Source organism: Bradyrhizobium sp. (assembly GCF_016213215.1).
In the GTDB taxonomy this organism is placed as follows: Bacteria; Pseudomonadota; Alphaproteobacteria; order Rhizobiales; family Xanthobacteraceae; genus Bradyrhizobium.
On sequence record NZ_JACRAW010000151.1, the window covers coordinates 1 to 16,890 of the forward strand.

Below are 16,890 nucleotides of genomic sequence, written 5' to 3' on the forward strand. Positions count from 1 at the left end.
ACCGTCAAGGTCAAGATCATCAAGATCAACCACGAGACGCACCGCATCTCGCTGGGCATGAAGCAGCTGCTGGATGATCCGTGGCAGGGCATCGAGGCGAAGTACCCGCTGGGTTCGCGCTTCACCGGCCGGGTCACCAACATCACCGACTACGGCGCCTTCGTCGAGCTGGAACCGGGCATCGAAGGCCTGATCCACGTCTCGGAGATGTCGTGGACCAAGAAGAACATGCATCCCGGCAAGATCGTTTCGACCTCGCAGGAAGTCGAAGTGCAGGTGCTGGAAGTCGATCCGGTCAAGCGGCGCATCTCGCTCGGCCTCAAGCAGACCATGCGCAATCCGTGGGAGGTCTTCGTCGAGAAGCACCCGGTCGGTTCGGTGGTCGAGGGCGAGGTCAAGAACAAGACCGAGTTCGGCCTGTTCCTCGGCCTGGAAGGCGACGTCGACGGCATGGTTCACCTGTCCGACCTCGACTGGAAGCTTCCGGGCGAGCAGGTCATCGACAACTACAAGAAGAGCGACATGGTCAAGGCCGTGGTGCTCGATGTGGACGTCGAGAAGGAGCGCATTTCCCTCGGAATCAAACAACTTGAGGGCGATCCCTTCGCCGAGCCCGGCGACGTCAAGAAGGGCGCGGTGGTGACCTGCGAAGTGCTCGAGGTCAAGGAAGGCGGTATCGAGGTGAAGATCGTCGGTACCGATTTCACCACCTTCATCAAGCGCTCCGAGCTTGCCCGCGACCGCAACGATCAGCGGTCCGAACGGTTCGCGGTCGGCGAGAAGGTCGATGCCCGGGTGATCCAGTTCGACAAGAAGGCCCGCAAGGTCCAGGTGTCGATCAAGGCGCTGGAAGTCGCCGAAGAGAAGGAGGCCATCGCGCAGTACGGCTCCTCCGACTCGGGGGCGACGCTCGGTGACATTCTCGGCACCGCGCTCAAGAACCGCGCCACTGAGAAGTAAGAGCAGGGCTACCGCCCGCATCAAAGCCCCGGCCCAGCCGGGGCTTTTTTGTTGCCCTGCCACCCCCAGGGTTGCCCGGCACGCTTTCGTCTCCGCAGGCCTTCATTTCTTCAAATTGCGTCGCAATTGATGTATTCGAATAACCGGATGCTCACGCTGCGAATGCAAAACGCGCCTGGCCGTTTCCCGGAGAACTTTGATGTCACTTGATTCGGATGTGATCGTCGACCGCCGCAGGATTCGTCGCAAGCTCACCTTCTGGCGCGTTGCCGCCGCGGTGATCGCCATTGGTGCCATCGCGGGCTTTGCGCTGTTTGCAATGCCGGGCGCTCGCGGCTCGTTCGCGACCGCTGGCTCCATTGCGCGCATCCAGATCAACGGTCTGATCCGCAGCGATGCCGACCGCGTCGAGGCGCTGGAGCGGCTGGAGAATTCGCGCGCCGCCGCGGTCGTCGTTCATATCAATTCGCCGGGCGGCACCACCGCCGGCTCCGAGCAGCTCTATGACGCGCTTGTGCGTCTCAAGGCGAAGAAGCCGCTGGTGGTGGTGGTCGAGGGCCTGGCCGCCTCTGGCGGCTATATCACCGCGCTTGCCGCCGACCACATCGTCGCCCAGCAAAGCTCGCTGGTCGGCTCGATCGGCGTGCTGTTCCAATATCCGAACATCGGAGAGCTTCTGAAAACCATCGGCGTCAAGGTCGAGGAGGTCAAGTCCTCGCCGCTCAAGGCCGCCCCCAACGGCTTTGAGCCGACGAGCCCCGAAGCACGTGCGGCGCTGGATTCCCTGGTCAAAGATTCTTACGCTTGGTTTCGCGGCATGGTGAAGGACAGGCGCGGCATGGACGACGCGCAGCTCGAGAAGGTCGCGGACGGCCGGGTATTTACCGGGCGCCAGGCCATGGACCTCAAGCTCATCGATCAGCTCGGTGACGAGAAATCGGCGGTCGCCTGGCTGGTCGAACAGAAGAACGTCAAAAAGGGCCTGCCGGTCCGCGATTACAAGCTCAATCGCCACTTTGGCGACCTGACTTTCCTGCGTACGGCGGCGTCGCTGACGCTCGATGCGCTCGGCCTTGGCGCGATCGCCCGTCAGGTCGAGCAGGGCGGGATGTCCCAGGCGGTGGATCGATTGGGCCTGGATGGCATGCTGGCGTTATGGCAGCCTGGGACCGTCAATTGATCTGAATCAAGTCGATTCATGGTCCATGTTCCCGTATAACGAGTATCGTGCCAAGCCCGCCTTGGGGCTTTGGGACATACTTTTGCGTTGCCCAAATTTGATTTAGCGGCTTGACAGTCCAAGGTATTTTCACGGAAATGGATATCCGCACGCTCCCGGGTCTTACCTCTCGATGATCAAATCCGAACTTGTTCAGCGCATTGCCGAGCACAACCCGCATCTTTATCAGCGGGATGTCGAGAACATTGTGAACGCGATCCTCGAAGAGATCGTGGCGGCACTCGCCCGCGGGGATCGCGTCGAGTTGCGCGGCTTCGGTGCGTTCTCGGTGAAACATCGTCCGGCGCGCGCGGGCCGCAATCCGCGCACCGGCGCCCACGTTCCCGTCGATCAGAAGAGCGTTCCGTTCTTCAAGACCGGCAAGGAAATGCGCGAGCGCCTCAACCGCGACAATCCAGAAGCCGGCGGCGATCAATCCTGATCCGTCGCCGCTCGAGGTGCAGCCGCGATCGACAGTGCGGCCACCGTTTTCGTTAGATGCGAGCGATCGTGATGCGAAAATTCTTCACCGCTCTGATCGTCATTCCTCTCGGGTTGATCCTTGCGGTGTTCGCCGTGGCGAACCGGCATTTCGTCACCGTGTCGTTCGATCCCTTCAATTCCAGTGATCCTTCACTCTCGCTCTCGCTGCCCCTGTTCGCTCTTCTGATCGTGGTCGCGATCTTGGGTGTCATCGCGGGAGGTTCCGCAACCTGGTTCCGCCAACGCCGCTGGCGGCGCGCCGCGCGCCAGAACGAGGCAGATGCGCGCGCCGTCCGGTCCGAATTGGCCGATCTCCGCGCCGCTTCCGCCGCCTCGCGCTACGACGGGCAGCGCCTGCCGGGTCCCTCGCAAGGCGCCCTTTATGGCCCCGCCGGGCGAGACAAGCAGCGCGCGACGTTGTAGAACCCGCCGCATCGAAAACCGTTTTCCGTCCGCCGGTTGGCGGGCCTCATCTTTGCCTTGAACCATGTCCCTGCTTGTGAAGATTTGCGGCCTGTCGAGGCGCGAGACGCTTGAAGTGGCGCTCGACGCCGGCGCCGACATGGTCGGGTTCGTGTTCTTTCCACCGTCGCCGCGGCATCTGCCGCTGGAGCGCGCGCGCGAGCTCGGCATCGTGGCGAAGAGCCGCGCGCTGAAGGTCGCGCTCACCGTCGATGCGGACGATGCGACGCTTGACAATATCGTCGATGCGCTCGCGCCCGACCTGCTGCAGCTCCACGGCAAGGAAACCGTCGCACGACTGCGCGACATCAAGGAGAAATTCGGTCTGCCCGTCATGAAGGCCGTGGCGGTGGAAACGGCGGCGGATCTCGTCTCGCTGCCGGGCTACGCCTCTGTCGCCGACCGCCTCCTCTTCGATGCGCGTCCGCCCAGGGACGCGACGCGTCCCGGAGGCCTGGGCGCGGTGTTTGACTGGCATGTCCTGGAAAATCTCGACCTCAAGCTGCCCTTCATGGTTTCGGGCGGCCTCAACGCGGACAACGTCGCCGAAGCGATTCGCGTGACGCGGGCTGGCGGCGTGGACGTTTCCTCCGGCGTCGAACGCAGCTCAGGCGTCAAGGACCCGGAGCTGATCAGAGCCTTCATTCGCGCCGCGCGCGCAACGGAAGAATTGACCGTACGATGAGCATCGCCAAACCAAACTCCTTTCGCAGCGGCCCCGACGAGCGCGGCCATTTCGGCATTTTCGGCGGACGCTTCGTCGCCGAAACCCTGATGCCGCTGATCCTCGAACTGGAGAAGGCCTATGCCGAGGCCAGGCTGGACCCGGCCTTCCAGGCGGAGATGAACGGCTATCTGAAGCACTATGTCGGCCGCCCGTCGCCGCTCTATTTCGCCGAGCGCCTGACCGAGCATCTCGGTGGCGCGAAGGTCTACTTGAAGCGCGAGGAGCTGAATCACACCGGCTCGCACAAGGTGAACAACGTGCTCGGCCAGATCATGCTGGCGCGGCGCATGGGAAAGAAGCGCATCATCGCCGAGACCGGGGCGGGCCAGCACGGCGTGGCCACCGCGACCCTGTGTGCGCGGTTCGGGCTCGAATGCGTCGTCTACATGGGTGCGGTCGACGTCGAGCGGCAGCAACCCAACGTCATTCGCATGGAGATGCTGGGCGCGAAGGTCCTTCCCGTGCAATCGGGCACCCGCACGCTGAAGGACGCGATGAACGAGGCGCTGCGCGACTGGGTCACCAATGTGCACAATACGTTCTACTGCATCGGCACGGTGGCGGGGCCGCATCCGTACCCGATGATGGTGCGCGACTTCCAGTCGGTGATAGGCAACGAAACGCGTCGGCAGCTCCAGGAGGCCGAAGGGCGACTGCCGGATTCGCTGGTTGCCTGCATTGGCGGCGGCTCCAACGCCATGGGACTGTTCCATCCTTTCCTTGACGATCCCTCGGTCGAGATTTTCGGCGTCGAGGCGGCCGGTCATGGGCTCACGCAATTGCATGCGGCCTCCATCGCCGGGGGCCGGCCCGGCGTGCTGCACGGCAATCGCACCTATCTGCTGATGAACGACGACGGTCAGATCCAGGACGCGCACTCAATTTCGGCGGGGCTGGACTATCCGGGTATCGGACCGGAACACTCCTGGCTGCACGAAGTCGGGCGCGTCAACTACCTGTCAGCGACCGACGAGGAAGCGCTCGAGGCATTCCAGTTGCTGTCGCGGCTGGAAGGCATCATTCCGGCGCTCGAGCCCGCGCACGCCATCGCCAAGGTGATGGAGCTCGCGCCGAAGCGGCCAAAGGATCACCTGATGGTCATCAATCTCTCCGGCCGCGGCGACAAGGACGTGCCGCAGGTCGGCGACATCCTGAAGGGCAAGAAGAAGTGAGCGAGCTCGGCCTTCAAGCCTGTGGCGCCCCCACCCTGACCCTCCCCCGCAAGCGGGGGAGGGAAGCTGTAGCTGTCCGCGCATCACGCAGCTTGCATCAGCTTTTTGGTCTGAACCATCCAGCCGCCCGGAACGCTGCACTCCCTCTCCCGCTTGCGGGGGAGGGCCGGGGAGGGGGCCTCTCTCCGCATACTCAGATGGTGCAGGAAGTCTCAGGAATTTCCGCATGACCACGCGTATCGACACCCGGTTTGCCGAGCTCAAGAAGCAGGGCCGCTCGGCCTTCGTCACCTTCGTAATGGCCGGTGATCCCGATCCCGACATGTCGCTTCAGATCATCAAGGCGTTGCCGAAGGCGGGCGCCGACGTGATCGAGATCGGCATGCCCTTCACTGATCCGATGGCAGACGGCCCCTCGATTCAGGCGGCAGGTCTGCGCGCCCTCAAAGCAGGCATGACGCTGAAGAAGACGCTGGAGCTGGTGCGCGGCTTCCGCAAGGAAGACGACGCAACGCCGCTGGTGCTGATGGGCTACTACAATCCGATCTACATTTATGGCGTCGACAAGTTCCTCGTCGATGCGAAGAGCGCCGGCGTCGACGGCCTCATCATTGTCGACCTGCCGCCGGAAGAAGATACCGAACTCTGCCTCCCCGCGCTGAAGGCGGGGCTCAACTTCATTCGTCTGGCGACACCGACCACGGATGACAAGCGACTGCCGGCGGTGCTCGCCAATACGTCGGGCTTTGTCTATTACGTCTCGATCACCGGGATTACCGGCTCCGCCGCCGCCGACTCCGGTGCCGTCAGCGAGGCTGTCGTCCGCATCAAGCGCCACACCACGCTTCCGGTCTGCGTCGGCTTTGGTATCCGCACGCGAGAGGCCGCACGCGCCATCGCCGCCCACGCCGATGGCGCCGTCGTCGGTACCGCGCTGGTGGATGCGCTGCGCGGCAGCCTTGATTCGGAAGGTCGCGCGACCGCCAAAACCGTTAACGCCGTGGCCGAGATTGCCGCCTCCCTCGCCCAGGGGGTGCGCGGCGCAGCGCAGGCCGCGGAATAAGCACAATTACGCGACAGACAGGTCAAGAGCGGCGGCTTGCCCGGCAGGGCCGGGGCCGCCATATATCCCCCGGCGATCGTGAATGGATCGCGACTCGGAGCAAACCATGAACTGGCTCACCAATGTGGTCCGGCCGAAGATCCGCAACATGCTGCGGCGGGAAACGCCGGAGAATCTGTGGATCAAGTGCCCCGATTCCGGGCAGCTCGTGTTCTACAAGGACGTCGAGGCCAACCAGTTCGTCATTCCCGGCTCGAACTACCACATGCGGATGGGCGCGGTGGCCCGGCTGAAGTCGATGTTCGACAACGAAACCTGGTACGACATCGCTTTGCCGGAGGTGGCTCCCGATCCGTTGAAGTTCCGCGACGAGAAGAAATATGTCGATCGCATCAAGGATGCGCGTGCGCGCACCAACCTGAACGACGCCATCAAGGTCGGCTTCGGCAAGCTCGAAGGCGCCGGCGTGGTGATCGCGGTGCAGGATTTCGACTTCATGGGCGGCTCGCTCGGCATGGCCGCGGGCGAGGCCATCGTGCGCGGCCTTGAGCTTGCGGTTGAGAAGAAAGTGCCGTTTATCGTTTTCGCGGCGTCCGGCGGCGCGCGCATGCAGGAAGGCATTCTCTCGCTGATGCAGATGCCGCGCACCACGGTTGCCGTGCAGATGCTGCGCGAGGCGCGGCAGCCCTATATCGTGGTGCTGACCAACCCGACGACCGGCGGCGTCACCGCCTCCTACGCCATGCTGGGCGACGTGCACATCGCAGAGCCCGGCGCACTGATCGGCTTTGCCGGCGCGCGCGTGATCGAGCAGACGATCCGGGAAAAGTTGCCGGAAGGCTTTCAGCGCGCCGAATATCTCAAGGAGCACGGCATGGTCGACATGGTCGTGCACCGTCACGATCTGCGCGCCACCTTGGCACGGCTGTGCCGGCTGCTGACCAGGTCGCCGGCGCCGGAGACGGCGGCAAGAGCCGTGGCCGAAGCCGAAATCGCAATCCAGATCGCGGCGCCCGAGCCGGCGCCGGCCGCGCCGCAAGCGTGAACGCGTCTGCCAAAACCCCGAAGCCCTCGCCAGGCGAACTGATTGCGCGACTGTCTGCGCTGCATCCCAAGCGCATCGATCTCGGGCTGGAGCGCATGCATCGGCTGCTCGAGCGGCTCGGTCATCCCGAACGCAAAGTGGCTCCGGTCATCCATATCGCCGGCACCAACGGTAAGGGATCGACGCTGGCCTATTTGCGGGCGATGCTGGAAGGGGCCGGCCTGTCCGTCCACGCCTACACCTCGCCCTACCTCGTGCGCCCGAACGAGTGCTACCGGCTCGGTCGCGCCGGCGGCGGCGTGCTCGTCAGCGACGACGAATTGCGCGCCGCGCTCGAGTTGTGCGAGCGCGTCAATGCCGGCGAATCTGCGACCGTGTTCGAGCTCAAGACCGCGGCGGCGTTCCATATCTTCGCGCAGAATCCCGCCGACGTGCTGCTTCTGGAAGTCGGCCTTGGCGGACGCCTGGATTCGACCAACGTCATCGACACGCCGCTGGCGTCCGTCATCGCGCCCATCAGCATGGATCATACCGAATTCCTCGGCGATACGCTGACTGCGATCGCCGGCGAGAAGGCAGCGATCATCAAGCGCGCCGTGCCCGTGATCTGCGCAGAACAGGCGCCGGAAGTCATGGCGCTGATCGACGCCCAGGCAAGGCGCATGCGCGCGCCGTTGTTTGCCGCCAATGAGGCTTGGCACGTCAATGTCGAGCACGGCCGGCTGGTCTATCAGGACGATCGCGGCCTGATGGACCTGGCTGCGCCCCGGCTGTTCGGACGCCACCAGTTCTACAATGCCGGCCTGGCCATCGCGACGCTGCGCGCGATCGACAAGTTCAAGATCCCTCATGCGGCGTTCGAGGCCGGGATCATCAACGCCGAGTGGCCGGCCCGGATGCAGCGCATCGCTTCAGGGTTGTTGCTCGAATGGGGACCGCAAGGCAGCGAGATCTGGCTCGACGGCGGCCACAATGCAGAAGGAGGGCGCGTCGCTGCGGCGGCCCTGGGCGATCTCGAAGAACGTGTTTCGCGCCCGCTGGTGGTGATCGCCGGCATGATGGCCAAAAAGGACGCGCACGGTTTTCTCTCCAATTTCGCAGGGCTTACCCGCCACATCATCGCCGTGCCGATTCCGGACCAGGAGAACGCGATGCCGCCGGATCGCCTCGCTGACGCGGCGCGCAGCCTCGGCATGCGGGTCGAGATCGCGTCCGGCATCGAATCCGCGCTGCGCGCCCTGGCGCAGCTGGCCTATGAAGTGCCGCCGCGGATCCTGATCACCGGTTCGCTCTATCTCGCCGGCCACGTGCTCGCCATCAACGGCACGCCGCCTGACTGACGGTCTTGGTCTTGTGACGTCGTTCCCGAGGCACAAGCAACCGTCACGCCAGCATCTTGATCAGATCGGCGGCCTTCTGCCTGAGCTGCTCGAACGTGCATTGCCGCGGGGCCTTGTCGGGACGCCAGCGCAGGATGGAGGTGCCGTGGCGAAAGCGCGCGCCACTGAAATGGTCATAGCAGACTTCGACCACGAGCTTAGGCTTGACCGGGCACCATTGTGTCGAGCGCTCGGTCGACCAGCGGCTCGGCCCGCCCGGTGCATTGCCGGTGAACCCCGGCTTTTCGATCAAAGCCTCCAATTTCGCTGTGAGCGCAGGCTTGTCCTCCTGCCTGATCGCCGACGTGAAGCCCACGTGATGCAGCAGCCCGGCGTCGTCATGGAGCCCGAGCAGCAGCGAGCCGACAACCTTCCTGCCGTTGAGCTTGTTGGTGGCGTAGCGGAAGCCGCCGACCACGCAATCGGCGCTGCGGAATTTCTTGATCTTCTGCATACCGTCGCGATTGCCGGCCTGGTAGGGCAGGTCGAGGCGCTTGGCAATCACCCCGTCAGAGCCGCCGTCGGATCGTGCCAGCCAGTTCTTGGCGGTGGCATAGCTTTGCGTTGCCGGTGAGAGGTGAAAGGTCGGGTTGTTCTTGAAATTGGCCTTGGCAAAAGCTTCGAGTGCCGGCCGGCGCTCGCCGAGCGATGCTTCCGAGAGCTTCCGGCCTTGTGGGGTCTCCAACAGATCGAACGCGAGATAAAGCGCCGGCGTCTCCTGCGACAGCTTCTTGACCCGGCTCGCAGCCGGGTGAATCCTCTGCAACAGATCATCGAAGGAAAAGCTCTTGCCGTGCGGCACGACGATCTCGCCGTCGAGCGCAAACGAGCTCGCCTTGAGACTCAAGGCCGCCGCGACGAGCTCGGGAAAATAGCGCGCAAGATCTTCACCCGCTTTCGAGCGAAGGTCGATCTTGTCACCGTTGCGGGAGAGCAGGCAGCGAAAGCCGTCCCATTTCGGTTCGTACTGCCATTCAGGTCCGCGCGGAATGGCATCGACCGAGCGCGCTTCCATCGCCACGAGCGAGGTGGATTGACGCGAACGCTTTCGGGGCGCAGACGGCAATGACGGACCTCATCGAACGGACCAGGTGCCATCTCAACGCAAGCGGCCGGCGAAAGGCCGGCCGTCGTCGAAAATAAGTCCGGGAAACGAAGCGGATCAGACCGCGGTCGAAATCCACTGCTGCAGCTTTGCCTTCGGCGCCGCGCCGACCTGGCGGGAGGCCATCTCGCCGCCCTTGAAGATCATCAGCGTCGGAATCGACATCACGCCGTATTTGGAAGCCGTCTTGGGGCTCTCGTCGACATTAAGCTTGACGATCTTGACCTTGTCGCCCATCGCGCTCGCGATCTCGTCGAGGGCCGGAGCGATCATGCGGCAAGGACCGCACCACTCGGCCCAGAAGTCGACCACCACCGGGCCGTTTGCCTTGAGCACTTCGGCTTCGAAATCGGCGTCAGAAACCTTGCCAACGGCCATGGGAATACCTCGTTCGGTTGGACGGAAAAGGCGCGACATGGAATCGCGCCAAGGATCATGAAACCAACCTATGAACGGGTCGTTCCGTGGTCAAGTTCGCTCACGTCGACATGAGCGGATGCCAGTTCCGCGTCCAGCGCGGAAGCGGAAAGTTCTGTAAATTCAAGATTTTCGGTCCAAAACAGGGCGGCGCGGACGCATCTGTGCGGATAAAGCCGGCGCAGCACGGCCCGGTAGAGCGCGAGCTGCCGCACGTAAGCCGCCGGAGCATCCATCGGCTTACGAGGCGGGGCATGGTTGGTCTTGAAATCGACGATAAGGATTTCGCTCTCCCTCACCACCAGCCGGTCGATCTGGCCGGAGACCACCACGGGGGTGAGGCCCGGCCGCTCCAGCCGGCCGACAATCGACACTTCCGCCCGGCTACCCTCGCCAAAGACGGCACCAAAGCGCGGCTCGCCGATCAGCGCGATTACCTGGTCGGCAACCGCCTGCCGGTCGGACTCGGTCCAGTCCGAAACGCTGCGTGCCAGATAGCCCAGCGCGGCATCGCGCCGCCGCTCCTCAGCGATATCCGGCAGGGACTGCAACAGCCGGTGCACCACCGTGCCGCGCTGCAGCGCCTGCGCGCGGCTCTTGATCGATTCGCCGGTCCTGACCGTAGGGCCCTCGTCCCCGCCGCCGCGGGAAGGGCGAAGCACGTCGTCATCGACCAATTCGGGCGCTGCCTCCGTCCGCAGCCAGGGCGGGAGTTCGATGCGTTCTTCGCGCACGGGTGCAGGGGGCCCCATGGCTGCGACATCCTCGGGGCGGGCAAAGCGCTTCACCGCGCCATGCGGCGTTTCAACCGCCTGTTCCTTCAGGCCGGACAAGGCGAGGCCGGTCGAGATCAGGTCGTACCAGCTAAGCTTTCGCACCGTTTTCATGTTGCCGGGCATGCAGCCGCCGACGATCAGGCGATCCGCGGCGCGCGTCATCGCCACATAGAGCAGCCGGCGATATTCGTCCTCGGTCTCGGCCAGCATCTCAGTGCGGGCGGATGCGACCGCGGCGGGATCGTCCGCCTTCTTCCCCGCCCAGACCACCACCGTGCCGTCATTGCCGCGCGGCAAATGAATGAGACGAAGGCGCTGGGTGTCGGAAGGCGAGGAGGTGGTGTCGACCAGGAACACGACTGACGACTCCAGGCCCTTGGCGCCGTGCACGGTCATGACGCGGACCTCGTCGCGCGAGATCTCCATGTCGCGCTTGACCTCGGTATCGGCCGAGCGCAGCCAGGCCATGAACCCCTGCAACGAGGCCGGCGCCTTGCGTTCGTAACTCAAGGCAAGCTCGAGGAATTCGTCGAGCGCGTCATTGGCCTCGAGCCCGAGCCGCGGCAGGATGCGGGCACGCCCTCCATCCCCGCCGAGCAGCCAGGCATAGAATGAAAATGGCGTCTCCTCTCCGGCGCGCCGCTCGCAGGCCTCAAGGCGTCGCAGCACCGCTTTGAACGTTTCATTCGTATTGGCGTGCTCGCTCAGTGCGTGGCGTAGCGATGACTTGCGCTGCGCGGCCAGCACAAAGAGGTCGTCGTCATCAAGGCCGAACAAGGGACTCTTGAGCGCCACCGCAAGCGCGAGGTCGTCCTGCGGCAGCAGCAGCGCGTCGGCGAGATTCATCAGGTCGATGATCGCGATGTGCTCGGTGAGCTTGAGGCGATCCGCGCCGGCTACCGGGATATTGGCGTGCTTCAGGGCCTGGATCACAGCATCGAAGGCATTGCCGCGCCGCCGCACCAGCACCAGCATGTCGCCGTAGCGCAACGGCCGCCGCTCGCCGGCATGGCCGGTCATCGTGCCGCTCTCGACCAGTCTCTTGATCTCGGACTGGATGCGCCGGGCCAGCTTCACTTCCGGGCTGGTAACCGACACGCCGTCGAACGGCGCGCGCCAGCCTTCGATGTCCTGCTTGTCGTCGGCTGCAGCCAGCTCCCACAACTCGATCAGGCTCGGCCCGGCATCGCTGAGCGCGTGATGGAGGGGATACGTCTTCTCTGCATGAATGCTGCGATAGATTGCCTCTTCGCGAAATACTTGGTCGACCGACTGCAGGATCGCTGCGCCCGAGCGGAAGGAATAGGTGAAGGACACAGGATCGAATTTAAGTCCGGCCGCGGTGAACTTGCGACGCAATTCGTGGCGGCGCAGGTCGAACTCGTGCGGGGCGGCACCCTGGAACGAGAAGATCGACTGCTTCTCGTCACCGACGGCAAAGATGGTGCGGGTGATGCCGTCGCGCGCGCCTTCGCCGGCAGTGAACTCGGAAATGATGTGCCCGACGATGTCCCATTGCCGGGGGCTGGTATCCTGCGCCTCGTCGATCAGTACGTGATCGACGCCGCGGTCGAGCTTGTAATGAACCCAGCCTGAGCTGACGCGGCCCAGCATGGCCAGCGTCTTGTCGATCAAATCGTCATAGTCGAGCAGGCCGCGTTCCTGCTTCTCGCGCCGGTAGTTCGCCGCCGCGGCGGTCGCGATATGCAGCAGCGCCTCGGTGCGGTCGCGGACCATCACGGCGCGGCGGCGCTCGACCAGCGGCAGGATGCGCTCGGCTTCAGCCTCGAACAGGCGGGCTACGGATGGATTGTGGTCGCCGAATTTCTTCGTCAGCAGTGATTTGCGTGGCGTCTTCTCGTCGGTGAGAAAGACGCAGAGATAGCCATCGACCTGCGCGCTGCCGGAAAAGATCTTTGCCTCGCGCAAGCGGTCCGCCTGGTCCTGGTCCGACTTGCCGCCGCCTGCCAGTGCGAGCGCGATGTCACCCCAACGCGAGCGCGGCAGGAACGGCCCGTCCACAATCTCCTGCTCGATCTCTTCGACGCGGTCGGCGGGATCGACGCCAAGCGCGGCCGAAATCTGCGCCGCCGCAGCCTCGACGCTGCCCGCGGCATCGGTCCAGGTCATGAAATGGTCGCGGCTGAGACAGGCCTCGCGCACCACGTCCTTGAAGGTGACGTCGGCCGCGCTCGCCATCGCGGTCAGCAATGCGCGACCCGTGGCGCTGTCGGGATCACGGGCAGCCTCCAGCAGCACCTTGAGATTGGCGCGCTCCATCATCTCGGTCTGGTCGCGCTCGTCGATCACGGCAAAGCGCGCCGGCACGTTGGCCTCGAACGGAAACTGCTGCAGAAGCCGCGTGCACAGCGCGTGGATGGTCTGCACCTTCAAGCCGCCCGGCGTATCCAGCGCACAGGCGAACAGCTTTCGCGCCGCACGCCGCAGCCGCGCGTTGGGGTGGGGGATGCCGGCTTCGCGGATCGCGGCATCGAGCGCGTCATCGTCAAGCGTCACCCAATGCCCAAGCGTGGAAAATACCCGTTCGGCCATGTTGGCCGCCGCCGCCTTGGTGAAGGTAATGCAGAGGATCTTTTCCGGCGGCACGCCGGCGAGCAATAGGCGTATGACCCGCTGCACCAGCACATGGGTCTTGCCGGAGCCGGCATTCGCCGACACGAAGGCCGATGCCGTCGGGTCCGACGCGCGGGCCTGGGTGGCGCGCAGGGCTTCGGGGATCGGACGTGGCGCCTTCACCATTCCTCGACCCCCAAGCCACCCGCGGCCGACCATTCCTTGATGCGGGCGAGATCATCGTAGCTGCCATAGCGGTTGGCCCACATCGGCAGATTGAGGGAGGTGTAGGCCTGGCTTTCGTCGTCGAAGGCGCGGATCAAGGCTTCCAGCTTGCGCCTTGCCTCGGCCGCCGCGGTGTCAGGCGGCTGCGGTAGGTCGCTCTTGTTGATCTTCAGTTCGAGCACACGCTCTTCGCCCGGCGGATTGTTGCCGCTGAGCCGGACGTAAACGAGCTCGCTCACCGATGAGCCCGCCGGGATTTCGGCGAATCCGCCTTCGCGCAGGATGGCCGCTTCGAGGGTGAGTTGCGGCGACAGTCCCATGCGCACCTGCTTGCCCGTCGGCGGCTGGCCGGTTTTGTAGTCGAGAATCGCATAGGAGCCGTCCTTGCGGCGTTCGATGCGATCGGCACGTGCCGACACATGGAAGGTTCGTTGATCGCCGAGCGGGATGGCCATTTCGCCCCGCGTCTCGGCTTTGATGACGTCAAGGCCACCGCGCCGCGCGATTTCCCAACCGGCAAACCACCTCGTGATGCGCTGAAAACGCGGCCACCACAGCGCCCGCGCTTCGGGACGCTCCATCAGCGGCGCAAAATATTTCTCGCCGATCTCGCGCAATGCGCGCGCCGGATCGTCGGGCAGGTGGTCGGCAAAGACATGCGTGAATTCGCCGAGCGAATCGTGGATGGCCGAGCCGCGATCGGTCGCCGACAGCGGCATGTCGACCGGATCGAGGGCGTCCAGCCTCAGGATGTATTTGGCGTAGATGGTGTAGGGATCGCGCAGCCAATCCTCGATCGCAGTCACCGAGAGTCTTGCCGGCCGCATCGCGCGCGGCGGTCGCGGCTCGGGTTGCGAGATTGGTTCGACCTTGTCGGGCCGGTCGAGCTCGTGCGCGAAGCGCACATACTTCTCGCCGGCTCGTTTCGCCGCCCTCCACAGCTCCTCACCCGCGACCGCCTCCAGCCGATGCAGGAAACGCGATGCGACCGCCGGTGCCCCGCCGGCCTTGGCGGAATGGGTGAGGATCACTTCATCCGCCCCGAGCAGCTGCGTGAAGTCATGCGCCGACAGGCCAATGCGCCGCTCCGGCAGGTCCAGGCCCAGTTCATGACGCATCGGGCGGCTGAGCCAGGGGTCGATACGCGGCGACGGCGGCCACACGCCCTCGATCAAGCCGCCGATGATGATGCGATCGGCGTGCATGAGCCGCGATTCCAGCGGGCCGTAGATGTGCAGCCGGGCGCCAGGCGTCTCCGGCCGCCGCACCGCGCGATCGGCGAATGCGGTCTGGAACACTTCCGCATAATCCGGCAGCGGCACCATCAGCCCGCTTCTTGTTGGCTTGCCGAGCAAATCGTCGAAGGCAGATGCAAGCGCCAGGCCGTCGCGGTCCTCGAAGGCGAGCGCGATATCGTGCTCATCGCGCGATAGTTCGACCAGCACCTCGCGATGGCGATGGGCCAGCTCGGCGAAATCATGCGGTCTTGAACCAGGCAGGCTCTCCAGCGGAGCCAGCGCCTTCTGCAACGTTGTGATCAGCGCCTGTGCGCGCTGAAGGTCCTCGTCCTTGAGGCGCGCGCGGGGCTCGGCCGCATGGAGCGAGCTGACCTCGCCGCGCCGCAGCCTGGCGAGTTCCTGACAGAACCTCGCATGGTCGCGGGCAAGCCCGGTCGCTCCGGCCGGCGGCCGCGTGCCGCGAAGGATCGCAAGCTCGAGCGTTTCGATCGCGCTCCGCCATGCGCCCGGGGCCTTGCCCAATCGGCACAGCGGATGCTTGAGCAGCGCGAGCAGGGTCGGCGGCTCCAGTCCCTTACTGGCCGCTTCGGCCGCAAGGCGGGCGAAGATGCCGGCCGGCGTTTCCATCAGCGCATCGCCGCCCGAATCATTGAAGGCGAGCTTCCAGCGCGAAAGCGCCGCCATCACGCGCCGCGCCAGCGCGCGATCCGGAGTGACCAGCGCCGCCGATTTGTCGAGATGCCGGGCTTCGCGCATGGCGACTGCAATGGCGAGCGCTTCTATCTCGGGATTGGGCGCCTGGAGCACGGCGAGATCTTTCATGCCGGCCGCAATCCTGGTCGCGACCTCGCCTTGCCTCAGGCGGTCATGCCACTCTTCGGTCGCGTTCGATGGCCGCATGGCTTCTGAGGCCAGGAGATCGCGGCCCTGTGGCGCCGGGGACTCCAGGACTTCGACGTCGCTGCGCTTGAAGCCGAAACGCTGTAACAGCCCGTGCATCGCATATTGCGGATGGTTCGAAGCCGGCGCTGTGGTGAATTTTCCCTGCGCGTCCTTGACGCCGCCGATCGAGTGCCACGCGTCCTCGTCGAGATCGATGTCGAGCCCCGGCAGCACCACCGCGCCACGCGGCAGCGAAGCCACCGCGTGCAGGAATTTTGCGGTCGCGGGCATCGAACCGGTCGAGCCGGCCGCGATCACGGGTCCATCGTGATGCGCGCCCAGGCGCTTTGCCTCGGCCGCGATCAGAAGGTCGCGGCGCGCCGCCGGCTCGATCCGGCCGATCTCGGCGAGGTGATCGGGCCAGGCCTTGCGCGCGATGCGCAGGAAATCGAGCGAGTGCTGCCAGTATTGATCGAGCTGGTCGGGCACGAGCCCATCGAGCGCGTTCCAGTCGACGCCGCGCGTGACCATGTCGTCGATCAGTCGCGCGAGGTCGGTTGCGAGGGCCACCGTCGAAGCCGGGCCGCCGACCACGAGCGGCGCCGAGACCGGGCTCTTCGCCCAGGCCGCGACCAGCCGCGCCAGCGTCAGGCGGCGCTCCAGTTCGCCGAGCCTGGGCGGAATGTCGAGCGGCGCCCGGCCGTCGAATTGCTCGGCGTCGTCGGCAAAGGCAAGTTCGTCCTCATCGATATCGCCGAGCGCGATGATGCGCGGCAGCACGACGGCGTCGGTCTTCATCTCCTCGAGAAACACCTCGCGCGCGACGCGCACCGCGCGCCGGGTCGGCAGATAGAGCGTGGCGTCCGCCAGCTTTGCAGGTTCTCCGCGCGCGCAAAATTCCGCGACCAGCCTGCCGTCGAGGAGGGCGGCAACGACCGTGCGCAGAAACGGAACTGATACGGGAACGCTGAAAACGCGCATGAGCTGCCTGATTCGCGGATCAGGTTACATCATGGCACGGCCCTGTTTGGGGAGCGATTTTTGATGCCGCACTGGGGTACGCCAGTTTTCCCCGCTGTCATTATCCGCGAATGCGGATGATTTCAGTATTCCGGAGAAAGAGGTAGTTTCGATGGAGAGGCCGCGGGTCGTTGGATCGCCCG

The 16,890-nt window shown here is 64.8% G+C and carries 12 protein-coding genes and 1 pseudogene; 9 read left to right on the forward strand and 4 right to left on the reverse strand.

Annotated elements, in window-relative coordinates:
- The 9 genes and pseudogenes from HY852_RS24480 to HY852_RS24520 all read left to right on the forward strand — a co-directional run.
- Positions 1-960, forward strand: a 960-nt coding sequence (locus tag HY852_RS24480; RefSeq protein WP_291607477.1) for a S1 RNA-binding domain-containing protein, incomplete at its 5' end; no start/stop codon positions are given.
- Positions 961-1,159: 199 nt separating this feature from the next.
- Positions 1,160-2,140, forward strand: coding sequence for a signal peptide peptidase SppA (sppA, locus tag HY852_RS24485; protein ID WP_291607478.1), 981 nt, complete (start codon positions 1,160-1,162; stop codon positions 2,138-2,140).
- Between the two features lie 172 nt (positions 2,141-2,312).
- Entirely contained in the window at positions 2,313-2,621 is a 309-nt protein-coding gene (locus HY852_RS24490) for an integration host factor subunit beta (RefSeq protein WP_291607479.1), read from the forward strand.
- 71 nt (positions 2,622-2,692) lie between these two features.
- The gene (locus tag HY852_RS24495; RefSeq protein ID WP_291607480.1) at positions 2,693-3,085 is read left to right on the forward strand and encodes a lipopolysaccharide assembly protein LapA domain-containing protein; all 393 of its coding nucleotides are present in this window, start codon (positions 2,693-2,695) and stop codon (positions 3,083-3,085) included.
- Between the two features lie 64 nt (positions 3,086-3,149).
- Entirely contained in the window at positions 3,150-3,809 is a 660-nt protein-coding gene (locus HY852_RS24500; protein ID WP_291607481.1) for a phosphoribosylanthranilate isomerase, read from the forward strand.
- Positions 3,806-5,023, forward strand: coding sequence for a tryptophan synthase subunit beta (trpB, locus tag HY852_RS24505; protein WP_291607482.1), 1,218 nt, complete (start codon positions 3,806-3,808; stop codon positions 5,021-5,023). The genes HY852_RS24500 and trpB overlap by 4 nt, the downstream gene beginning before the upstream one ends.
- A gap of 226 nt (positions 5,024-5,249) precedes the next feature.
- Positions 5,250-6,086, forward strand: a complete 837-nt coding sequence (gene trpA, locus HY852_RS24510; RefSeq protein WP_291607483.1) for a tryptophan synthase subunit alpha — start codon at positions 5,250-5,252, stop codon at positions 6,084-6,086.
- 106 nt (positions 6,087-6,192) lie between these two features.
- Positions 6,193-7,041 (forward strand): annotated as a pseudogene (accD, locus tag HY852_RS24515) (acetyl-CoA carboxylase, carboxyltransferase subunit beta); the annotation flags it as partial.
- An 86-nt stretch (positions 7,042-7,127) separates the two neighbouring features.
- Positions 7,128-8,471, forward strand: a complete 1,344-nt coding sequence (locus HY852_RS24520) for a folylpolyglutamate synthase/dihydrofolate synthase family protein (protein WP_291607485.1) — start codon at positions 7,128-7,130, stop codon at positions 8,469-8,471.
- 43 nt (positions 8,472-8,514) lie between these two features.
- On the opposite strand, the gene HY852_RS24525 is transcribed toward HY852_RS24520, so the two are convergent.
- The 4 genes from HY852_RS24525 to addB all read right to left on the reverse strand — a co-directional run bounded on the left by HY852_RS24525 (position 8,515) and on the right by addB (position 16,708).
- The gene (locus HY852_RS24525; RefSeq protein WP_291607505.1) at positions 8,515-9,525 is read right to left on the reverse strand and encodes an ATP-dependent DNA ligase; all 1,011 of its coding nucleotides are present in this window, start codon (positions 9,523-9,525) and stop codon (positions 8,515-8,517) included.
- A gap of 147 nt (positions 9,526-9,672) precedes the next feature.
- Positions 9,673-9,993: a thioredoxin gene (gene trxA / locus HY852_RS24530; RefSeq protein WP_291607486.1), complete on the reverse strand. Its 321-nt coding sequence runs from the start codon at positions 9,991-9,993 to the stop codon at positions 9,673-9,675.
- Between the two features lie 68 nt (positions 9,994-10,061).
- Complete coding sequence (gene addA / locus HY852_RS24535; protein ID WP_291607487.1) at positions 10,062-13,568, reverse strand: double-strand break repair helicase AddA; 3,507 nt, start codon at positions 13,566-13,568, stop codon at positions 10,062-10,064.
- Positions 13,562-16,708 carry a double-strand break repair protein AddB gene (gene addB / locus HY852_RS24540; protein ID WP_291607488.1) on the reverse strand — a complete coding sequence of 1,049 codons (3,147 nt, stop codon included), beginning with the start codon at positions 16,706-16,708 and terminating at the stop codon, positions 13,562-13,564. The genes addA and addB overlap by 7 nt, the downstream gene beginning before the upstream one ends.
- Positions 16,709-16,890 lie beyond the last annotated feature (182 nt).

What these genes read in the sequence shown, in the direction of transcription:
- sppA (WP_291607478.1), top strand. Translation starts at nt 1,160, where the DNA reads ATGTCACTTGATTCGGATGTGATCGTCGACCGCCGCAGGATTCGTCGC.
- HY852_RS24490 (WP_291607479.1), top strand. Translation starts at nt 2,313, where the DNA reads ATGATCAAATCCGAACTTGTTCAGCGCATTGCCGAGCACAACCCGCAT.
- HY852_RS24495 (WP_291607480.1), top strand. Translation starts at nt 2,693, where the DNA reads ATGCGAAAATTCTTCACCGCTCTGATCGTCATTCCTCTCGGGTTGATC.
- HY852_RS24500 (WP_291607481.1), top strand. Translation starts at nt 3,150, where the DNA reads ATGTCCCTGCTTGTGAAGATTTGCGGCCTGTCGAGGCGCGAGACGCTT.
- trpB (WP_291607482.1), top strand. Translation starts at nt 3,806, where the DNA reads ATGAGCATCGCCAAACCAAACTCCTTTCGCAGCGGCCCCGACGAGCGC.
- trpA (WP_291607483.1), top strand. Translation starts at nt 5,250, where the DNA reads ATGACCACGCGTATCGACACCCGGTTTGCCGAGCTCAAGAAGCAGGGC.
- HY852_RS24525 (WP_291607505.1), bottom strand. Translation starts at nt 9,525, where the DNA reads ATGGAAGCGCGCTCGGTCGATGCCATTCCGCGCGGACCTGAATGGCAG.
- trxA (WP_291607486.1), bottom strand. Translation starts at nt 9,993, where the DNA reads ATGGCCGTTGGCAAGGTTTCTGACGCCGATTTCGAAGCCGAAGTGCTC.
- addA (WP_291607487.1), bottom strand. Translation starts at nt 13,568, where the DNA reads ATGGTGAAGGCGCCACGTCCGATCCCCGAAGCCCTGCGCGCCACCCAG.
- addB (WP_291607488.1), bottom strand. Translation starts at nt 16,708, where the DNA reads ATGCGCGTTTTCAGCGTTCCCGTATCAGTTCCGTTTCTGCGCACGGTC.